This window comes from Paenibacillus lentimorbus NRRL B-30488 (assembly GCF_000411595.1).
In the GTDB taxonomy this organism is placed as follows: domain Bacteria; phylum Bacillota; class Bacilli; order Bacillales; family Bacillaceae; genus Bacillus; species Bacillus velezensis.
In genome coordinates this window covers 192,217-208,433 of record NZ_ANAT01000045.1, presented here as the reverse complement: position 1 = coordinate 208,433, position 16,217 = coordinate 192,217, and the positions used below count along the sequence as shown (strand labels likewise).

The following is a 16,217-nucleotide window of genomic DNA, read 5'->3' as shown; positions in this document are numbered from 1 at the left end:
CCGCATATCGTCCTGTTGTTAGAATAAATGAATGTTAAATGGGAGCCCGGGAGCGTTAAAAAGCCGGGCTTCCGTACAAGTCTTGCGCGACAGAGGGCTGAACGTTTGTCCTCCGTTTTTTCTGTGTCAAAAACTTAGAGGAGATTAGGTGACAACCATGACGAAGTTAGTGAATGAAATGATTCTTGTTCTTGATTTCGGCAGTCAGTATAACCAGCTGATTACCCGCCGGATCCGTGAATTTGGCGTATATAGCGAGCTGCACCCCCATACGTTGACAGCTGAGGAAATCAAAGAAATGAATCCAAAAGGAATTATCCTTTCAGGCGGACCGAACAGTGTATATGATGAAGGATCTTTCCGCTGTGACGAAAAAATCTTTGAACTCGATATTCCTGTATTAGGCATCTGCTACGGCATGCAGCTGATGACTCATTACCTCGGAGGGAAAGTCGAGGCGGCAAGCCAGCGCGAATACGGAAAAGCGAACATTCAGATTCAAGGAACCCCTGACTTGTTCAAAGATCTTCCGGAAGAACAGGTTGTGTGGATGAGCCACGGCGATTTGGTTGTAGAAGTTCCTGAAGGCTTCACTGTTGACGCAACAAGCCATCACTGCCCGAATTCAGCGATGAGCAAAGCGGACAAGAATTGGTATGGCGTTCAGTTCCACCCGGAAGTGCGCCACTCTGAATACGGCAATGATCTTCTGAAAAACTTTGTATTCGGCGTTTGCGATTGTGAAGGCAAATGGTCAATGGAAAACTTTATCGAAATCGAAATGCAAAAAATCCGTGAAACAGTCGGAGACAAACAGGTTCTTTGCGCGCTAAGCGGCGGTGTTGATTCCTCTGTTGTGGCTGCTTTAATTCATAAAGCGATCGGCGACCAGCTGACTTGTATTTTCGTCGATCACGGCCTGCTTCGTAAAGGCGAAGCGGAAGGCGTCATGAAAACGTTCAGCGAAGGCTTTAATATGAATGTCATTAAAGTTGATGCGAAAGACAGATTCTTAAACAAGCTGAAAGGTGTTTCTGATCCTGAGCAAAAACGCAAAATCATCGGCAACGAATTCATTTACGTATTTGATGATGAAGCGGACAAGCTTAAAGGCATCGATTATCTTGCGCAAGGAACGCTTTACACGGATATTATCGAGAGCGGTACTGCAACGGCGCAAACGATCAAATCGCATCACAATGTCGGCGGACTTCCTGAAGATATGCAGTTTGAACTGATCGAGCCGCTGAACACCCTTTTCAAAGACGAAGTGCGCGCGCTTGGCACAGAGCTCGGCCTTCCGGATGATATCGTATGGCGTCAGCCGTTCCCGGGCCCTGGACTTGGCATCCGCGTACTCGGCGAAGTAACGGAAGAAAAACTTGAGATCGTTCGTGAATCAGACGCGATTCTGCGTGAAGAAGTGGCGAACCACGGCCTTGAGCGCGACATCTGGCAGTACTTCACGGTTCTTCCTGACATCCGCAGCGTCGGCGTCATGGGAGATGCGAGAACGTATGATTACACAATCGGTATCCGTGCCGTAACATCAATTGACGGCATGACATCTGACTGGGCGCGTATCCCTTGGGATGTGCTTGAAGTGATTTCAACACGGATCGTAAACGAAGTGAAACACATCAACCGCGTCGTGTATGACATTACGAGCAAGCCGCCTGCAACGATTGAGTGGGAATAAATCAAGATAAAAAACGTCTCTTTTTAAAAAAGAGGCGTTTTTTTTCATCTTTTTGAAACCGTTTTGCCCCGATTCATATCTAACAGCATAGGAGGTGGATAAGGTGAAGGAAGAACGATTGATCAAAAAGGCGAAAAAAGGCGATGCCGCAGCCTTTGAAAAACTGATCACAGCACACCAGGATACTTTATATAAAACAGCTTATCTCTATTTGCATCACAAGGAAGATACACTGGACGCTGTTCAGGAAACGGCTTACAAGGCTTTTCTTCATATCGCGCAGCTGAAGGAGCCGAAATATTTTAAAACGTGGCTGATCCGGATTCTGCTTCATACGATTTTTGCGATGAGGAAAAAGCACGGAGACGTCATTCCGTTTGAGCCGCAGCATGATACGCGCGCGGAGAATAAGAACATTGAAGAATACATAGATCTTCGGAATGCCCTTGAAACGCTTGACGAACATATACAGCTGACCATTCAGCTTTATTATTTTCAAGATTTCTCGATTGCTATGATCGCTGAACAGACCGGAATGGCGGAAGGCACTGTAAAAACGCATCTGCACAGGGCGAGAAAAGCATTGAAGCAGGAGCTGGAAAAGGAGGATAAACACATATGGAAAAGCATCAAATGAAGCAATTGTATCAGGACATTGACGTGCCGAAAGCTGAGTTGAAAAACGTGATACACAGCGCCGCTGTCCGTGCCGGAAAAGAAGGCGCCGTCAGACGGAGATGGGGACGAAAAGTGATAAACGGCCTCGCGGTTGCTGCTGCTTTGTTTATTCTGTATCTGTCCTCAGGCTTGTTCATGCCCTCCGTTAACACGGCTATGGGAAACATTCCTGTTGCCGGACAAATTTACAGTCTGTTTCAGGATAAGGCAGGTTCTGCGCTGTTTAAAAGCAATTTGGTGACAAAATTGAACGAGAAAGCGGAATCACGCGGAATCACGGTGACAGTGAAAAGTGTGTATTACGACAGCGGACAGCTCGTTTACAATTTTACCGTTGACAATTTGAAATCAGATGAGGAGAGCATCTCTTTTCAAGTCGATTATAAAGATCCACGGAATATGTTAGCAGAGGATTATGACAGCAGTGATATGAAAAAAATGAAAGACGGGCGGTACGCGGGGCAGCTTCGCCTGTTCACGGACGGCTCAAAGCTGAAAGACGGTGATAAGCTTCCGCTTGTCATTACACAAATCAAGGATATCCCTGGAAACTGGCGCTTTACACTTCCGATCAAAAAACAAAAGTCCGTTTCTCTTGAAGGAACGAAAGCTGTGAATGTAAATCACGGATTATACCGCTTTTTCGATATCCGGGCGGAAAACGGAACGATGGGATCGGCTCTCCTGTATTCTATCGACTTCTATGATGCAGCTAAAAATGATACCATCTCGATTGACGAAGCAACGGATGATGCTGGAAACCATTATGAAATGACGATGTCGAATATTGAACTTGGCGGCAGGAAGAATCTTCCCGGCGGCGGGAAAAGAATACGCGGCCAAACTCAATTCAGCAAACCGATAGACCCGAAAGCGAAAACACTTTTCATAACGGGTAATTTAAAATCAGAATCAGAGCCGGGAGAAATCGTGCCTCTGAAAACAAAACTGCCCGTCAGTTATAAAACGAAACATCATCATGTCGGCATTACCATCAAAAAGATCAAACAGCAAGACAGACGGGTAATTGTCGATTATCAATTCAGCGGAATTGATGTAAGCAAGGCGGATGAAGATCAGCTGATGAATGTCGGTGAATCAATCGGTCTCGGCAATACGAAAAAAATGAAAACTTGGCCATCGCTTAATGAGTATGAAAAAGGCTATTATCTGAAAGGGAATAAGGCGAAAGTCACGAATCTTAAAACGGGTGAAATGGAATCCGTTTTTGAATTGGATGATTCATCCGATAAAGACTATTCATTGCGCGATTTCTCATTCGATTCATATGCTTTGTACGTCAATCAAACGGTTATGAACTTGCTGGCGGATGACAAGGGGATCACATTCGCGGTGCCGGTTCGGCCTGCGGACGGAAAATAATGCCGGGAAGGCGGCTTTTGCCGTCTTCCATTTTTGGTCAATTAACGAATAAACCAAATTTTTTTAACGGGATTGTTCGTTTTTTTATTGAGTTTTCAAAATTGAATTGATACAATAGACTCAGAAATCAAATATGCAGATATCGTATAATGGCGGGGATATGGCCCGCAAGTTTCTACCAAGCTACCGTAAATGGCTTGACTACGGATCAATCTCAATCGTTTGATATAAATAATCCATTCTTATTTATTCAGACTGAACGTATGTAGTCAAGCGTCCCAAAATGTTATTTGGGGCGTTTTTTATTTGGCGGATAACGGGCAGAATAAATGGGAGAGAATGAAGGAGGCAATTGGCTTGAAGCAATTTTTTCAGTTTGATGAGCTGGGGACAAGCTATCGTAATGAAATCATCGGCGGTTTAACGACCTTTTTGTCAATGGCGTACATTCTGTTCGTCAATCCGCTGACATTGTCTTTAAACGGTGTGAAAGGATTTCCCGAAGCATTGAAAATTGATCAGGGCGCGGTGTTCACCGCTACAGCCTTGGCATCTGCGGCCGGCTGTATTTTAATGGGGCTCATTGCAAAGTATCCGATCGCGATTGCGCCGGGTATGGGATTAAATGCGTTTTTTGCTTTCTCTGTCGTACTCGGCATGGGGATTTCATGGCAGGCTGCGCTTTCCGGCGTCTTGATTTCCGGAATTATCTTCGTGGCGCTTTCACTGACGGGATTGCGGGAAAAAATCATTAATGCGATTCCGCCTGAGCTGAAATTGGCGGTCGGCGCGGGTATCGGTTTGTTTATCACATTTGTCGGTTTGCAGGGTTCGGGCATTATTGAAGCGAACTCATCGACTTTGGTGTCTATCGGCAATATTCACAGCGGCCCTGTGCTGCTGACGGTTTTCGGTGTTATTGTGACGGTCATTCTGATGGTGCTTCGCGTAAACGGCGGCGTGTTTATCGGAATGCTTCTGACGGCGGTTGCCGGTATGATCTGCGGGCTGATTCCGGTTCCGACACACATTGTCGGCAGCGTGCCGAGTCTTGCGACGACTTTCGGACAGGCGTGGATGCACCTTCCGGATATCTTCTCCGTACAAATGCTGATTGTCATTTTAACTTTCCTGTTCGTCGGATTTTTCGATACGGCCGGTACGCTGGTAGCTGTAGCGACACAGGCCGGACTGATGAAGGAAAACAAACTTCCGCGCGCGGGAAGAGCGCTTCTGGCAGATTCAACATCAATCGTTATCGGAGCCGTGCTCGGTACGTCTACAACGACTTCTTATGTTGAATCCAGCTCAGGCGTTGCGGCGGGGGCGCGCTCCGGCTTTGCGGCTGTTGTGACGGGCATTCTCTTTTTGCTGGCGATGTTTTTCTCGCCGCTTCTGTCAGTTGTCACCACGAATGTGACGGCTCCGGCTTTAATTATCGTCGGCGCGCTGATGGTGGCGCCGCTCGGTAAGATCGCCTGGGATAAATTCGAGGTGGCTGTTCCGGCATTTTTAACGATGATTATGATGCCGCTGACGTACAGTATTGCGACGGGGATTGCGATCGGTTTTATTTTCTACCCGATTACAATGATCTGCAAAGGAAAAGGAAAAAGCGTTCACCCGATTATGTACGGGCTGTTCGTCATCTTTATCCTGTATTTCATCTTCTTGAAATAACGGAAAAACCGGCTGAGGACAGCCGGTTTTTTGTTTTTGTCCTATTCCGTAAAACCAATACATACTATAAAACGTCATGTGGGTGTCCGGGTGAAGAAAACCGCTTGACTGTTTAAGGCCGCTTCGGTACCTTATATAAGTGTTTTATTTTCTTGCTAAACAAATTCCGCCGTATTTTTTTGATAGGAGTTGCTGACATGACGGAAGAAAGAAAAGAAACGTTGGAAGAAGAAAAACAGCATCAGGGAACTGATGAAGAACCGCTGTCGAGAATGTCCAGAAATGCGGGACGTTATCAAAAGCAAAAGAAAAAGAAAAGGAACGGCGCCCGGCTCCGGCTTTTACAGAAAAACTCGCTTCTGCATGGGCCGCGGTCAAACGTTATTGCCGTTTCGCGCTGCGCATTTTGACTTCACCGGTGAAGGTCGTTGGGGAAGACGGCTTTTCCCGCTTTAAATATGCTCTTATTTCAATGCTTGTATTCAGTATCTTTTTCTCAATCGGAAATTGGTTTCAGCTGAGGGCAAGCCAGCAAAGGCCTCTCGGATACGGGGAGCGGCATCATACGTTTTTTGACGGCTTTACCGTCGTTCTCGTGTATACGCTCGTCTTTTTTGCCGCTGCGGCGGGCGCGGTCTGGCTTGTATCACGTTATATGATGAAGCAGAAAATTACGATGCGGGATGCGGCCGCGGGGGTCGGATCGCTTTTGGTTCCGGCTGTCGCCTGCTCTATCGTGTGGATGATTTTCGCGATATTGAATCTGCCGGTCATCACCGTGGTGTTTACGGCGCTGACCTTGTTTCTGGCCGCCTCGGCGATGATGCAGTTTGTGCAGATTCTATACAAATCGGCTGAAAAGCCTGCGGCTGACGTGATGTACTGTATTTCCGCGGCGGTCATCATCATGCTCGTTTTTACGGCTGTGACATGGCCGCTCATTTCCGAGTACTTTACTGCTTCGCTGATTCCTTTATAAGTCGAAATTTGTCTTTCACAATGTTTACAAATTTTTCTAATAAAGCGTGTTGTTTTGAGGACCCGGCCGAGATATGATGAGAGCAACAGCAATTCGAAAGCGGCACTACTCTTTATGATTCGGAAAGGGATGATGAAGATGGCCCCGTTGTTGCGAGAAGCCATTAATCGGAAAAAACAGCACCTGAGGACAAAACTGATCCGCTCTGGGTTTTATCAAGACCATGTTCAGGAACTGTCCGGATACACGCTGAGTGAACTTGAGAAGGAATATGAAGCCGTCAAACGATTGAAAAAAGCCGAGCTTCACTGATAAGAGCTTGAAAGTCTGCCTTGCGGGGCGGGCTTTTTTTCTTTTGAAAATGATGAAAAGAGGGTAAACTATCCTTAATTGAAAGATTGGCTTTTCAAAGTCAGAGGAGGGGAATCAGTGATGCAGACAATTTTATCCAACAGTATAGGTATGGTTCTCATTATTCTCATCATTAACATTATATATGTCTCTTTCTTTACGATCAGGATGATTCTGACATTAAAGGGACAGCGCTATTTCGCCGCAGGCATCAGTACGATTGAAATCCTTGTGTATGTGACCGGCCTGAGTCTCGTTCTCGGCAATCTGAATCAAATTCAAAACGTCATTGCCTATGCGCTCGGCTACGGCCTCGGCGTCATAGTGGGAATGAAAATTGAAGAAAAACTGGCGCTCGGCTACATAACAGTCAACGTCATTACGAAAGAGCTTGATCTGGACCTGCCGAAACAGCTCCGGGAAAAAGGGTACGGTGTTACAAGCTGGGTTGCGGGCGGACTTGAAGGAGACCGGACCGCCATGCAGATTCTGACGCCGCGCAAATATGAGCTTCAGCTTTATGATACGATTAAAACGCTTGATGAAAAAGCGTTTATCATCGCCTTTGAGCCGAAAACGATCCACGGCGGATTCTGGGTGAAAGCAGTGAAGAAGAGGAGAATTAAGGAATGACAAAGCCAAAAAAGAAACGGTTTGAAGTAACGGAAGATGAAACGATTGACACCATTCTCACTTTAATGAAGGAAGAGGGTTATATGCCCGTCCGGCGGATGGAAGAGCCGATCTTTACAGAAAAGAAAGAAAATGGATCAATTCAAGTCGTTCCTTGCGGGAAAAAAATCGTATTTGAAGGGAAATTGATCTAAACACGAACATTAAAAGAAAGAATTTTTATATCGTTCGATAATGTCGTTGACATTATCCAAGTCCGTTGTTAAGATAAACATGAAATCAAAACACGACCTCATATAATCTTGGGAATATGGCCCATAAGTTTCTACCCGGCTGCCGTAAACGGCCGGACTATGCAGGAAAGTGATAAACAGCTGACATGGATATCGCAGAAGCGAACGACTGACGATACGCGCGCCATGCCCGGTTTGTATTGCTTCCTCATAGTTGCAATATAAGCCGGGCTTTTTTTCTGAAAAACAAAGCATGAGAAGGTGGGAACAGAATGCAGCCGCTAGCAGGAATCATCATGGGAAGCACCTCCGATTGGGAGACAATGAAACATGCATGCGACATACTTGACGAACTTCACATTCCTTATGAAAAACAGGTAGTATCCGCGCACCGGACGCCTGATTTGATGTTTGAATATGCTGAAAGCGCCAGAGACAGAGGCTTAAAAGTCATTATCGCCGGAGCCGGAGGAGCGGCGCATCTGCCGGGTATGACGGCGGCCAAAACGACACTGCCGGTGATCGGCGTACCGGTTCAGACAAAATCGCTTAACGGGCTTGATTCTCTTCTGTCTATCGTACAGATGCCCGGCGGCGTGCCGGTCGCGACGACGGCGATCGGAAAAGCGGGCGCAGTGAACGCGGGTCTGTTAGCCGCGCAGATTTTGTCGGCATTTGACGGTGACATTGCGGATAAACTAGAGGCGAGAAGAAATGCGACAAAACAAACGGTGCTGGAAAGCAGTGATCAGCTTGTCTGATAAAAAACGATTTATCCCGGCGCCGTCATCGGCATTATCGGAGGCGGACAGCTCGGAAAAATGATGGCTGTCGCCGCAAAACAGATGGGCTATAAAGTCGCAGTCGTCGATCCCGTGAAAGACTCGCCATGCGGACAGATCGCCGATATTGAGATTACCGCCCAGTATAATGACCGTGAAGCGATTCAAAAATTGGCCGGAGTCAGTGACATCATTACGTACGAATTTGAAAATATCGATTACGAGGCGCTCAACTGGCTCAAAGAACATGCATATCTTCCCCAGGGAAGCGAGCTGCTGCTTATCACCCAAAATAGGGAAACGGAAAAAAAGGCGATCCAGTCAGCAGGCTGTCAAGTCGCTCCTTATCGGATCGTAAACAGCGGACGGGAGCTTGAGGAAGCTGTTCAGGCACTGGGGCTCCCGGCGGTGCTGAAAACATGCCGCGGCGGATATGACGGCAAAGGCCAATTTGTCATTAAGGAAGAAGGACAGACAGATGAAGCGGCCGCGCTGCTAGAAAACGGCACGTGCATACTGGAAAGCTGGGTATCATTCCGGATGGAGCTTTCCGTTATCGTGACGAGATCGGTGCACGGTGAGATTTCAACCTTTCCGGCTGCTGAAAATATCCATAAAAATAATATTCTATTCCAAAGCATCGTGCCCGCGAGAGCGGAGGAAACGGTTCAAAAGCGGGCAGAGGCGCTTGCCGTTCAGCTCGCGGAGAAATTGGAGCTTGTCGGGCCGCTTGCGGTGGAAATGTTCGTCACAGAAGACGGAGACCTTTTGATCAATGAACTGGCGCCGCGTCCTCACAACTCCGGACATTATACGCTCGACCTTTGTGAAACGAGCCAGTTCGAACAGCACATCAGAGCAGTCTGCGGACTTCCTCTCGGCAGAACCGATCTTCTCAAACCGGGAATGATGGTGAATCTGCTCGGTGATGAAGTGAAGCTTGCGGAGGAGCATACGGAGCTTTTAAAAGAAGCCAAACTGTACCTGTACGGAAAACATGAGATTAAAAAAGGCCGCAAAATGGGGCATATGACATTTTTGCGGAAGCCTGATGAAAAATGGATTCAGGACATCACGAACATATGGATGAAAAGAGACGGAGGACGAGCATAATGATCGAACGTTATTCAAGACCTGAAATGTCCGCGATCTGGACGGACGAAAACAGATACCAGGCATGGCTGGAAGTCGAGATTTTAGCCTGTGAAGCCTGGGCTGAGCTTGGCGTCATTCCGAAAGAAGACGTCAAGGTCATGCGCGAAAACGCGTCTTTTGACATCAACCGCATTTTGGAAATCGAGCAGGATACGCGCCATGACGTCGTTGCATTTACCCGCGCGGTTTCAGAATCATTAGGCGAAGAAAGAAAATGGGTCCACTACGGCCTGACGTCAACAGATGTCGTGGATACCGCTCTTTCCTATCTATTAAAACAGGCGAATGAGATCTTGCTCAAGGACATTGAGAGATTTGTTGACATTATAAAAGAAAAAGCGAAAGAACATAAATACACGGTCATGATGGGCCGCACGCACGGCGTACACGCGGAACCGACGACTTTCGGCCTGAAACTCGCGCTTTGGCACGAAGAAATGAAACGCAACCTTGAACGTTTCAAGCAGGCAAAAGAAGGGATCGAAGTCGGGAAGCTTTCCGGCGCGGTCGGCACATATGCAAATATTGATCCGTTCGTAGAGCAGTATGTCTGCGAAAAACTCGGCCTGAAAGCGGCGCCGATTTCCACTCAGACATTACAGCGCGACCGTCATGCGGATTACATGGCGGCACTGGCTTTGATCGCGACGAGCATTGAAAAATTCGCAGTAGAAATCCGCGGTCTGCAAAAGAGTGAAACACGTGAAGTGGAAGAGTTTTTTGCAAAAGGACAAAAAGGCTCATCGGCTATGCCTCATAAACGGAATCCGATCGGGTCGGAAAATATGACGGGCATGGCGCGCGTGATCCGCGGGTACATGCTGACGGCATACGAAAATGTACCGTTATGGCATGAGCGTGATATTTCTCATTCATCAGCTGAACGCATCATTCTTCCTGACGCGACAATCGCGCTGAATTACATGCTGAACCGATTCAGCAACATCGTCAAAAACTTAACGGTATTCCCGGAAAATATGAAACGCAACATGGACCGCACACTCGGTTTAATCTATTCTCAGCGCGTGCTGCTCGCTTTAATCGACACGGGTCTGCCTCGTGAAGAAGCATATGACACGGTTCAGCCGAAAGCGATGGAAGCGTGGGAAAAACAAGTGCCGTTCCGCCAGCTTGTCGAAGCGGAGGAAAAAATCACGTCCCGCCTCACACCGGAACAGATTGCCGATTGCTTTGACTACAATTATCATCTGAAAAACGTCGACTTGATCTTTGAGCGTTTAGGTTTATAGAAGAAGCCAGCCGGAGGCGGCTTCTTCAGCCGCCTTAGATTGAATATTCCCAACATTCGGGTTAGGAGGCCTTCCGTGAATATTGTGAACAATAATCTTCTTTATGAAGGAAAAGCGAAACGAATTTATCAAACTGAAGACGAACAGATTCTCCGCGTGGTCTACAAGGATTCCGCAACAGCCTTTAACGGTGAGAAAAAAGCGGAGATCAGCGGAAAGGGCCGTCTGAACAATGAAATTTCAAGCCTGATTTTCAAACATCTGCACGCCAAAGGAATTGACAACCACTTTGTGGAGCGTGTTTCAGAATCAGAGCAGCTCATCAAAAAAGTGAGCATCATTCCGCTTGAAGTCGTGGTCAGAAACATTGCCGCCGGAAGCATGTCGAAACGTCTCGGCATCCCGGAAGGAACTGAGCTTCCGCAGCCGATTATCGAATTTTACTACAAGGATGACGCACTGGGTGATCCGCTCATCACTGAAGATCATATCCGGCTCTTAAAAGCGGCGGCTCCTGAGCAGGTCAAAACGATCAAATCGATTACAAACCAGGTGAATCAAGAGCTGCAGCATATTTTTGAAGACTGCGGCGTCAGATTAATAGATTTTAAGCTGGAATTCGGCTTAGACACAGAGGGACGGGTGCTTTTAGCGGATGAAATTTCTCCTGACACGTGCCGTCTGTGGGACAAAGACACAAACGAAAAGCTCGATAAAGATTTGTTCAGACGGAACCTGGGAAGCTTAACCGACGCATATGAAGAGATTTTCAAAAGACTGGGAGGCATTTCATAATGTATAAAGTGAAAGTTTATGTCAGCTTAAAAGAAAGTGTGCTCGATCCTCAAGGAAGCGCGGTGCAGCATGCATTGCACAGCATGACCTACAATGAAGTGCAGGATGTGCGCATCGGAAAATACATGGAGCTGACGATCGAAAAATCTGACCGCGATCTTGACGCGCTCGTGAAAGAAATGTGTGAAAAGCTTCTTGCCAATACAGTCATTGAAGACTACCGATATGAAGTTGAGGAGGTTGTCGCACAGTGAAATTTGCGGTGATTGTGTTACCCGGCTCCAACTGTGATATTGATATGTTTCACGCCGTAAAGGACGAACTAGGCGAAGAAGTCGAGTATGTCTGGCACGAGGAAACAAGCCTTGACGGATTTGACGGCGTGCTCATCCCCGGCGGGTTTTCATACGGCGACTACTTGAGATGCGGCGCCATCGCCAGATTCGCAAACATCATGCCGGCCGTGAAAAAAGCGGCTGCCGAAGGAAAACCGGTTCTCGGCGTCTGCAACGGATTCCAGATTCTGCAGGAGCTCGGACTTCTGCCCGGCGCCATGAGACGCAACAAAGATTTAAAGTTCATCTGCCGCCCGGTTGAATTAATCGTGCAGAACGGCGGTACGTTATTCACATCTTCCTATGAAAAAGGACAATCGATTACGATTCCGGTTGCCCACGGCGAAGGCAATTTCTACTGTGATGACGAAACGCTTGAAAGATTAAAAGAAAACAATCAAATCGCCTTCACATACGGCGGCGATATTAACGGAAGCGTCAGCGGCATTGCCGGCGTCGTGAATGAGAAAGGCAACGTATTAGGCATGATGCCTCACCCTGAGCGCGCAGTCGATGAACTGCTCGGCAGCGCAGACGGTCTTACATTGTTCCGGTCTATCGTGAAAAATTGGAGGGAAACTCATGTCGCTACTGCTTGAACCAAGTAAAGAACAAATAAAAGAAGAGAAACTCTATCAGCAAATGGGTGTCAGTGATGACGAGTTCACACTCATTGAATCTATTATCGGAAGATTGCCGAACTACACGGAAATCGGGATTTTTTCCGTGATGTGGTCAGAGCACTGCAGCTATAAAAACTCAAAACCGGTTTTACGCAAATTCCCGACTAGCGGCGAACGCGTGCTGCAGGGTCCCGGAGAAGGCGCGGGAATCGTTGACATCGGTGACAATCAGGCGGTCGTGTTCAAAATTGAATCGCATAACCATCCGTCAGCGCTTGAGCCATACCAGGGTGCTGCGACCGGAGTGGGCGGTATCATCCGTGACGTTTTCTCAATGGGCGCCCGTCCGATAGCTGTATTAAACTCTCTTCGATTTGGTGAACTCACTTCACCTCGTGTGAAGTACTTGTTTGAAGAAGTAGTGGCGGGAATCGCGGGATACGGAAACTGTATCGGCATCCCGACGGTCGGCGGAGAAGTGCAGTTTGACGCTAGCTATGAAGGCAATCCGCTTGTCAATGCAATGTGCGTCGGCTTGATTGATCATAAAGATATTAAAAAAGGCCAGGCGAAAGGTGTCGGTAACACGGTCATGTACGTCGGCGCTAAAACGGGCCGCGACGGCATACACGGCGCTACTTTCGCATCAGAAGAAATGTCAGATTCATCTGAAGAAAAACGTTCTGCGGTGCAGGTCGGCGATCCTTTCATGGAAAAACTTCTCCTGGAAGCATGCCTTGAAGTCATCCAATGCGACGCCTTAGTCGGCATTCAGGATATGGGGGCGGCCGGTCTGACAAGTTCGAGTGCTGAAATGGCAAGCAAAGCCGGCTCCGGCATTGAAATGAACCTTGATCTCATTCCGCAGCGGGAAACGGGTATGACCGCTTACGAAATGATGCTTTCCGAGTCTCAGGAACGCATGCTTCTCGTCATTGAACGCGGACGTGAACAGGAAATTGTCGATATTTTTGATAAATATGATCTTGAAGCGGTTTCCGTAGGTCATGTTACGGATGATAAAATGCTCCGCCTCCGCCATAACGGAGAGGTTGTTTGCGAACTTCCGGTCGACGCACTGGCGGAAGAAGCGCCTGTATACCACAAACCGTCAGCAGAACCCGCGTACTACCGCGAGTTTCAGAAAACGGAAGTTGCCGCGCCTGAAGTGAAAGATGGGACAGAGACGCTTTTTGCCCTGCTGCAGCAGCCGACAATCGCCAGCAAAGAGTGGGTGTATGATCAATATGACTACATGGTGCGTACAAATACGGTGGTCGCTCCCGGCTCTGACGCGGGAGTGCTCAGAATCCGCGGCACGAAAAAAGCGCTGGCAATGACGACGGATTGCAACGCCCGTTATTTATATCTTGATCCAGAAGAAGGCGGAAAAATCGCCGTTGCCGAAGCGGCGCGCAACATCGTATGCTCCGGCGCCGAACCGCTTGCGGTCACGGATAATCTGAATTTCGGAAACCCGGAAAAACCTGAAATTTTCTGGCAGATCGAAAAAGCGGCCGACGGCATCAGCGAGGCGTGCAATGTTCTCAGCACACCCGTCATCGGCGGTAACGTATCACTTTATAATGAATCGAACGGAACGGCCATCTACCCGACGCCTGTTATCGGCATGGTCGGCTTAATTGAAGATACCGCTCATATTACGACACAGCATTTCAAACAAGCGGGGGATCTTGTATACGTGATCGGCGAAACAAAACCTGAGTTTGCCGGAAGCGAACTGCAAAAAATGACAGAAGGCCGCATTTACGGCAAAGCGCCGCAAATCGATCTTGATATAGAGCTGTCACGCCAAAAAGCATTGCTTGACGCAATTAAAAAAGGCCTCGTTCAATCCGCGCATGATGTGTCAGAAGGCGGCTTAGGCGTAGCGATTGCTGAAAGCGTCATGACGACGGAAAACCTTGGCGCCAACGTGACTGTTGCAGGGGAAGCGGCATTATTATTCTCTGAATCTCAATCACGCTTCGTCGTTTCGGTCAAAAAAGAACACCAAGCGGCGTTTGAAGCAGCTGCGGCTGATGCGGTTCATATCGGTGAGGTAACGGCTGACGGACTTCTGGCGATTCAAAACCAGGACGGACAACAATTGGTTCACGCGCAAACGAAAGAACTTGAGCGCGCGTGGAAAGGAGCTATTCCATGCTTGCTGAAATCAAAGGCCTGAATGAAGAATGCGGTGTGTTTGGCATCTGGGGACATGAAGAAGCCCCGCAAATTACGTATTACGGCCTCCACAGCCTCCAGCACAGAGGACAGGAAGGCGCGGGAATTGTCGCGACTGACGGCGAAAAGCTGACGGCGCACAAAGGCCAAGGGCTGATCACTGAAGTATTTCAAAACGGCGAGCTCAGCAAAGTAAAGGGAAAAGGCGCGATCGGGCACGTTCGTTACGCAACGGCTGGAGGAGGCGGATATGAAAATGTTCAGCCGCTCCTGTTCCGTTCGCAAAACAACGGCAGCCTTGCGCTCGCCCATAACGGCAACTTGGTCAACGCCACACAGTTGAAGCAGCAGCTTGAAAACCAAGGGAGCATTTTTCAGACTTCCTCCGATACGGAAGTGCTGGCTCATCTGATTAAACGCAGCGGACACTTTTCGCTGAAGGATCAGATCAAAAATTCGCTGTCTATGCTGAAAGGCGCTTATGCCTTTTTAATCATGACAGAAACAGAGATGATTGTAGCGCTTGACCCGAACGGACTCAGACCGCTGTCAATCGGCATCATGGGCGATGCTTATGTGGTCGCTTCAGAAACGTGCGCATTTGACGTCGTCGGCGCAACGTACCTTCGCGAGGTAGAGCCGGGCGAAATGCTGATCATCAACGATGAAGGCATGAAATCAGAGCGCTTTTCCATGAATATCAACCGTTCCATCTGCAGCATGGAGTACATTTATTTCTCAAGACCTGACAGCAATATCGACGGCATTAACGTGCACAGCGCCCGGAAAAACCTCGGGAAAATGCTTGCCCAGGAGTCCGCGGTTGAAGCGGATGTCGTCACAGGCGTGCCTGATTCCAGTATTTCTGCGGCCATCGGCTATGCCGAAGCAACGGGCATCCCGTACGAACTCGGTCTCATTAAAAACCGTTATGTCGGCAGAACGTTTATCCAGCCGTCACAGGCTCTCCGTGAGCAAGGCGTCAGAATGAAGCTGTCCGCCGTCCGCGGTGTTGTCGAAGGAAAACGGGTCGTCATGGTTGATGATTCCATCGTGCGCGGGACGACAAGCCGCCGGATTGTCACAATGCTCAGAGAAGCGGGGGCGACAGAGGTGCACGTCAAGATCAGTTCACCGCCGATCGCTCATCCGTGCTTCTACGGCATCGACACATCAACCCATGAGGAGCTGATCGCTTCTTCTCATTCCGTGGAAGAAATCCGTCAGATCATCGGAGCCGACACGCTTTCTTTCTTAAGTGTAGACGGATTGTTAAAAGGAGTCGGCCGAAAATTTGAAGACACCAATTGCGGACAATGCCTCGCTTGTTTTACGGGCAAATATCCGACGGAAATTTATCAGGATACAGTGCTTCCTCACGTAAAAGAAGCGGTGCTGACAAAATAAAATGTGAAAATGACATAAAGGCAGCGGGAATTCAGGCTGCCTTTCTC

General features: G+C 48.2%; 15 protein-coding genes, 1 pseudogene and 2 riboswitches. All 16 genes and pseudogenes read left to right on the top strand.

Annotated elements, in window-relative coordinates:
- The first annotated feature begins 157 nt into the window (after positions 1 to 157).
- Entirely contained in the window at positions 158 to 1,699 is a 1,542-nt protein-coding gene (gene guaA, locus D368_RS19525) for a glutamine-hydrolyzing GMP synthase (protein WP_007408887.1), read from the top strand.
- A 103-nt stretch (positions 1,700 to 1,802) separates the two neighbouring features.
- Entirely contained in the window at positions 1,803 to 2,336 is a 534-nt protein-coding gene (locus D368_RS19520; protein WP_021495186.1) for a sigma-70 family RNA polymerase sigma factor, read from the top strand.
- Positions 2,318 to 3,760: a DUF4179 domain-containing protein gene (locus D368_RS19515; RefSeq protein WP_094247188.1), complete on the top strand. Its 1,443-nt coding sequence runs from the start codon at positions 2,318 to 2,320 to the stop codon at positions 3,758 to 3,760. Before D368_RS19520 ends, D368_RS19515 begins: the two co-directional genes overlap by 19 nt.
- Positions 3,761 to 3,882: 122 nt before the next feature.
- A riboswitch (purine riboswitch) is annotated at positions 3,883 to 3,984 on the top strand.
- Positions 3,985 to 4,117: 133 nt separating this feature from the next.
- Complete coding sequence (locus D368_RS19510) at positions 4,118 to 5,440, top strand: NCS2 family permease (protein ID WP_128575067.1); 1,323 nt, start codon at positions 4,118 to 4,120, stop codon at positions 5,438 to 5,440.
- 197 nt (positions 5,441 to 5,637) lie between these two features.
- Positions 5,638 to 6,419, top strand: a pseudogene (locus tag D368_RS19505) (hypothetical protein).
- A 138-nt stretch (positions 6,420 to 6,557) separates the two neighbouring features.
- Positions 6,558 to 6,731: a Fur-regulated basic protein FbpA gene (locus D368_RS19500; RefSeq protein WP_003155777.1), complete on the top strand. Its 174-nt coding sequence runs from the start codon at positions 6,558 to 6,560 to the stop codon at positions 6,729 to 6,731.
- A 117-nt stretch (positions 6,732 to 6,848) separates the two neighbouring features.
- Positions 6,849 to 7,403: a DUF2179 domain-containing protein gene (locus tag D368_RS19495; RefSeq protein WP_014469850.1), complete on the top strand. Its 555-nt coding sequence runs from the start codon at positions 6,849 to 6,851 to the stop codon at positions 7,401 to 7,403.
- Positions 7,400 to 7,597, top strand: coding sequence for an NETI motif-containing protein (locus D368_RS19490; protein ID WP_007609843.1), 198 nt, complete (start codon positions 7,400 to 7,402; stop codon positions 7,595 to 7,597). The genes D368_RS19495 and D368_RS19490 overlap by 4 nt, the downstream gene beginning before the upstream one ends.
- Before the next feature lie 78 nt (positions 7,598 to 7,675).
- Positions 7,676 to 7,777: riboswitch (purine riboswitch) on the top strand.
- A gap of 131 nt (positions 7,778 to 7,908) precedes the next feature.
- Positions 7,909 to 8,397 (top strand): 5-(carboxyamino)imidazole ribonucleotide mutase, encoded by a 489-nt coding sequence (gene purE, locus D368_RS19485; RefSeq protein WP_003155768.1) that lies wholly within the window; start codon positions 7,909 to 7,911, stop codon positions 8,395 to 8,397.
- Positions 8,398 to 8,406: 9 nt separating this feature from the next.
- Entirely contained in the window at positions 8,407 to 9,531 is a 1,125-nt protein-coding gene (gene purK / locus D368_RS19480) for a 5-(carboxyamino)imidazole ribonucleotide synthase (protein WP_128575066.1), read from the top strand.
- Entirely contained in the window at positions 9,531 to 10,823 is a 1,293-nt protein-coding gene (purB, locus tag D368_RS19475; RefSeq protein WP_007408896.1) for an adenylosuccinate lyase, read from the top strand. Before purK ends, purB begins: the two co-directional genes overlap by 1 nt.
- Before the next feature lie 75 nt (positions 10,824 to 10,898).
- Entirely contained in the window at positions 10,899 to 11,618 is a 720-nt protein-coding gene (purC, locus tag D368_RS19470) for a phosphoribosylaminoimidazolesuccinocarboxamide synthase (RefSeq protein ID WP_071391395.1), read from the top strand.
- Positions 11,618 to 11,872, top strand: a complete 255-nt coding sequence (gene purS / locus D368_RS19465) for a phosphoribosylformylglycinamidine synthase subunit PurS (RefSeq protein WP_003155758.1) — start codon at positions 11,618 to 11,620, stop codon at positions 11,870 to 11,872. Before purC ends, purS begins: the two co-directional genes overlap by 1 nt.
- On the top strand, positions 11,869 to 12,552 hold the full coding sequence (purQ, locus tag D368_RS19460) for a phosphoribosylformylglycinamidine synthase subunit PurQ (protein WP_007408898.1): 684 nt from the start codon (positions 11,869 to 11,871) through the stop codon (positions 12,550 to 12,552). The genes purS and purQ overlap by 4 nt, the downstream gene beginning before the upstream one ends.
- Positions 12,536 to 14,764 (top strand): phosphoribosylformylglycinamidine synthase subunit PurL, encoded by a 2,229-nt coding sequence (gene purL / locus D368_RS19455; protein ID WP_128575065.1) that lies wholly within the window; start codon positions 12,536 to 12,538, stop codon positions 14,762 to 14,764. The genes purQ and purL overlap by 17 nt, the downstream gene beginning before the upstream one ends.
- On the top strand, positions 14,740 to 16,170 hold the full coding sequence (gene purF / locus D368_RS19450; protein WP_060674456.1) for an amidophosphoribosyltransferase: 1,431 nt from the start codon (positions 14,740 to 14,742) through the stop codon (positions 16,168 to 16,170). The genes purL and purF overlap by 25 nt, the downstream gene beginning before the upstream one ends.
- Positions 16,171 to 16,217: the final 47 nt, after the last annotated feature.

Excerpts from the sequence above, each read along its gene's own strand:
- guaA (WP_007408887.1), top strand. The coding sequence starts at position 158 with ATGACGAAGTTAGTGAATGAAATGATTCTTGTTCTTGATTTCGGCAGT.
- D368_RS19515 (WP_094247188.1), top strand. The coding sequence starts at position 2,318 with ATGGAAAAGCATCAAATGAAGCAATTGTATCAGGACATTGACGTGCCG.
- D368_RS19500 (WP_003155777.1), top strand. The coding sequence starts at position 6,558 with ATGGCCCCGTTGTTGCGAGAAGCCATTAATCGGAAAAAACAGCACCTG.
- D368_RS19490 (WP_007609843.1), top strand. The coding sequence starts at position 7,400 with ATGACAAAGCCAAAAAAGAAACGGTTTGAAGTAACGGAAGATGAAACG.
- purE (WP_003155768.1), top strand. The coding sequence starts at position 7,909 with ATGCAGCCGCTAGCAGGAATCATCATGGGAAGCACCTCCGATTGGGAG.
- purB (WP_007408896.1), top strand. The coding sequence starts at position 9,531 with ATGATCGAACGTTATTCAAGACCTGAAATGTCCGCGATCTGGACGGAC.
- purS (WP_003155758.1), top strand. The coding sequence starts at position 11,618 with ATGTATAAAGTGAAAGTTTATGTCAGCTTAAAAGAAAGTGTGCTCGAT.
- purL (WP_128575065.1), top strand. The coding sequence starts at position 12,536 with ATGTCGCTACTGCTTGAACCAAGTAAAGAACAAATAAAAGAAGAGAAA.
- purF (WP_060674456.1), top strand. The coding sequence starts at position 14,740 with ATGCTTGCTGAAATCAAAGGCCTGAATGAAGAATGCGGTGTGTTTGGC.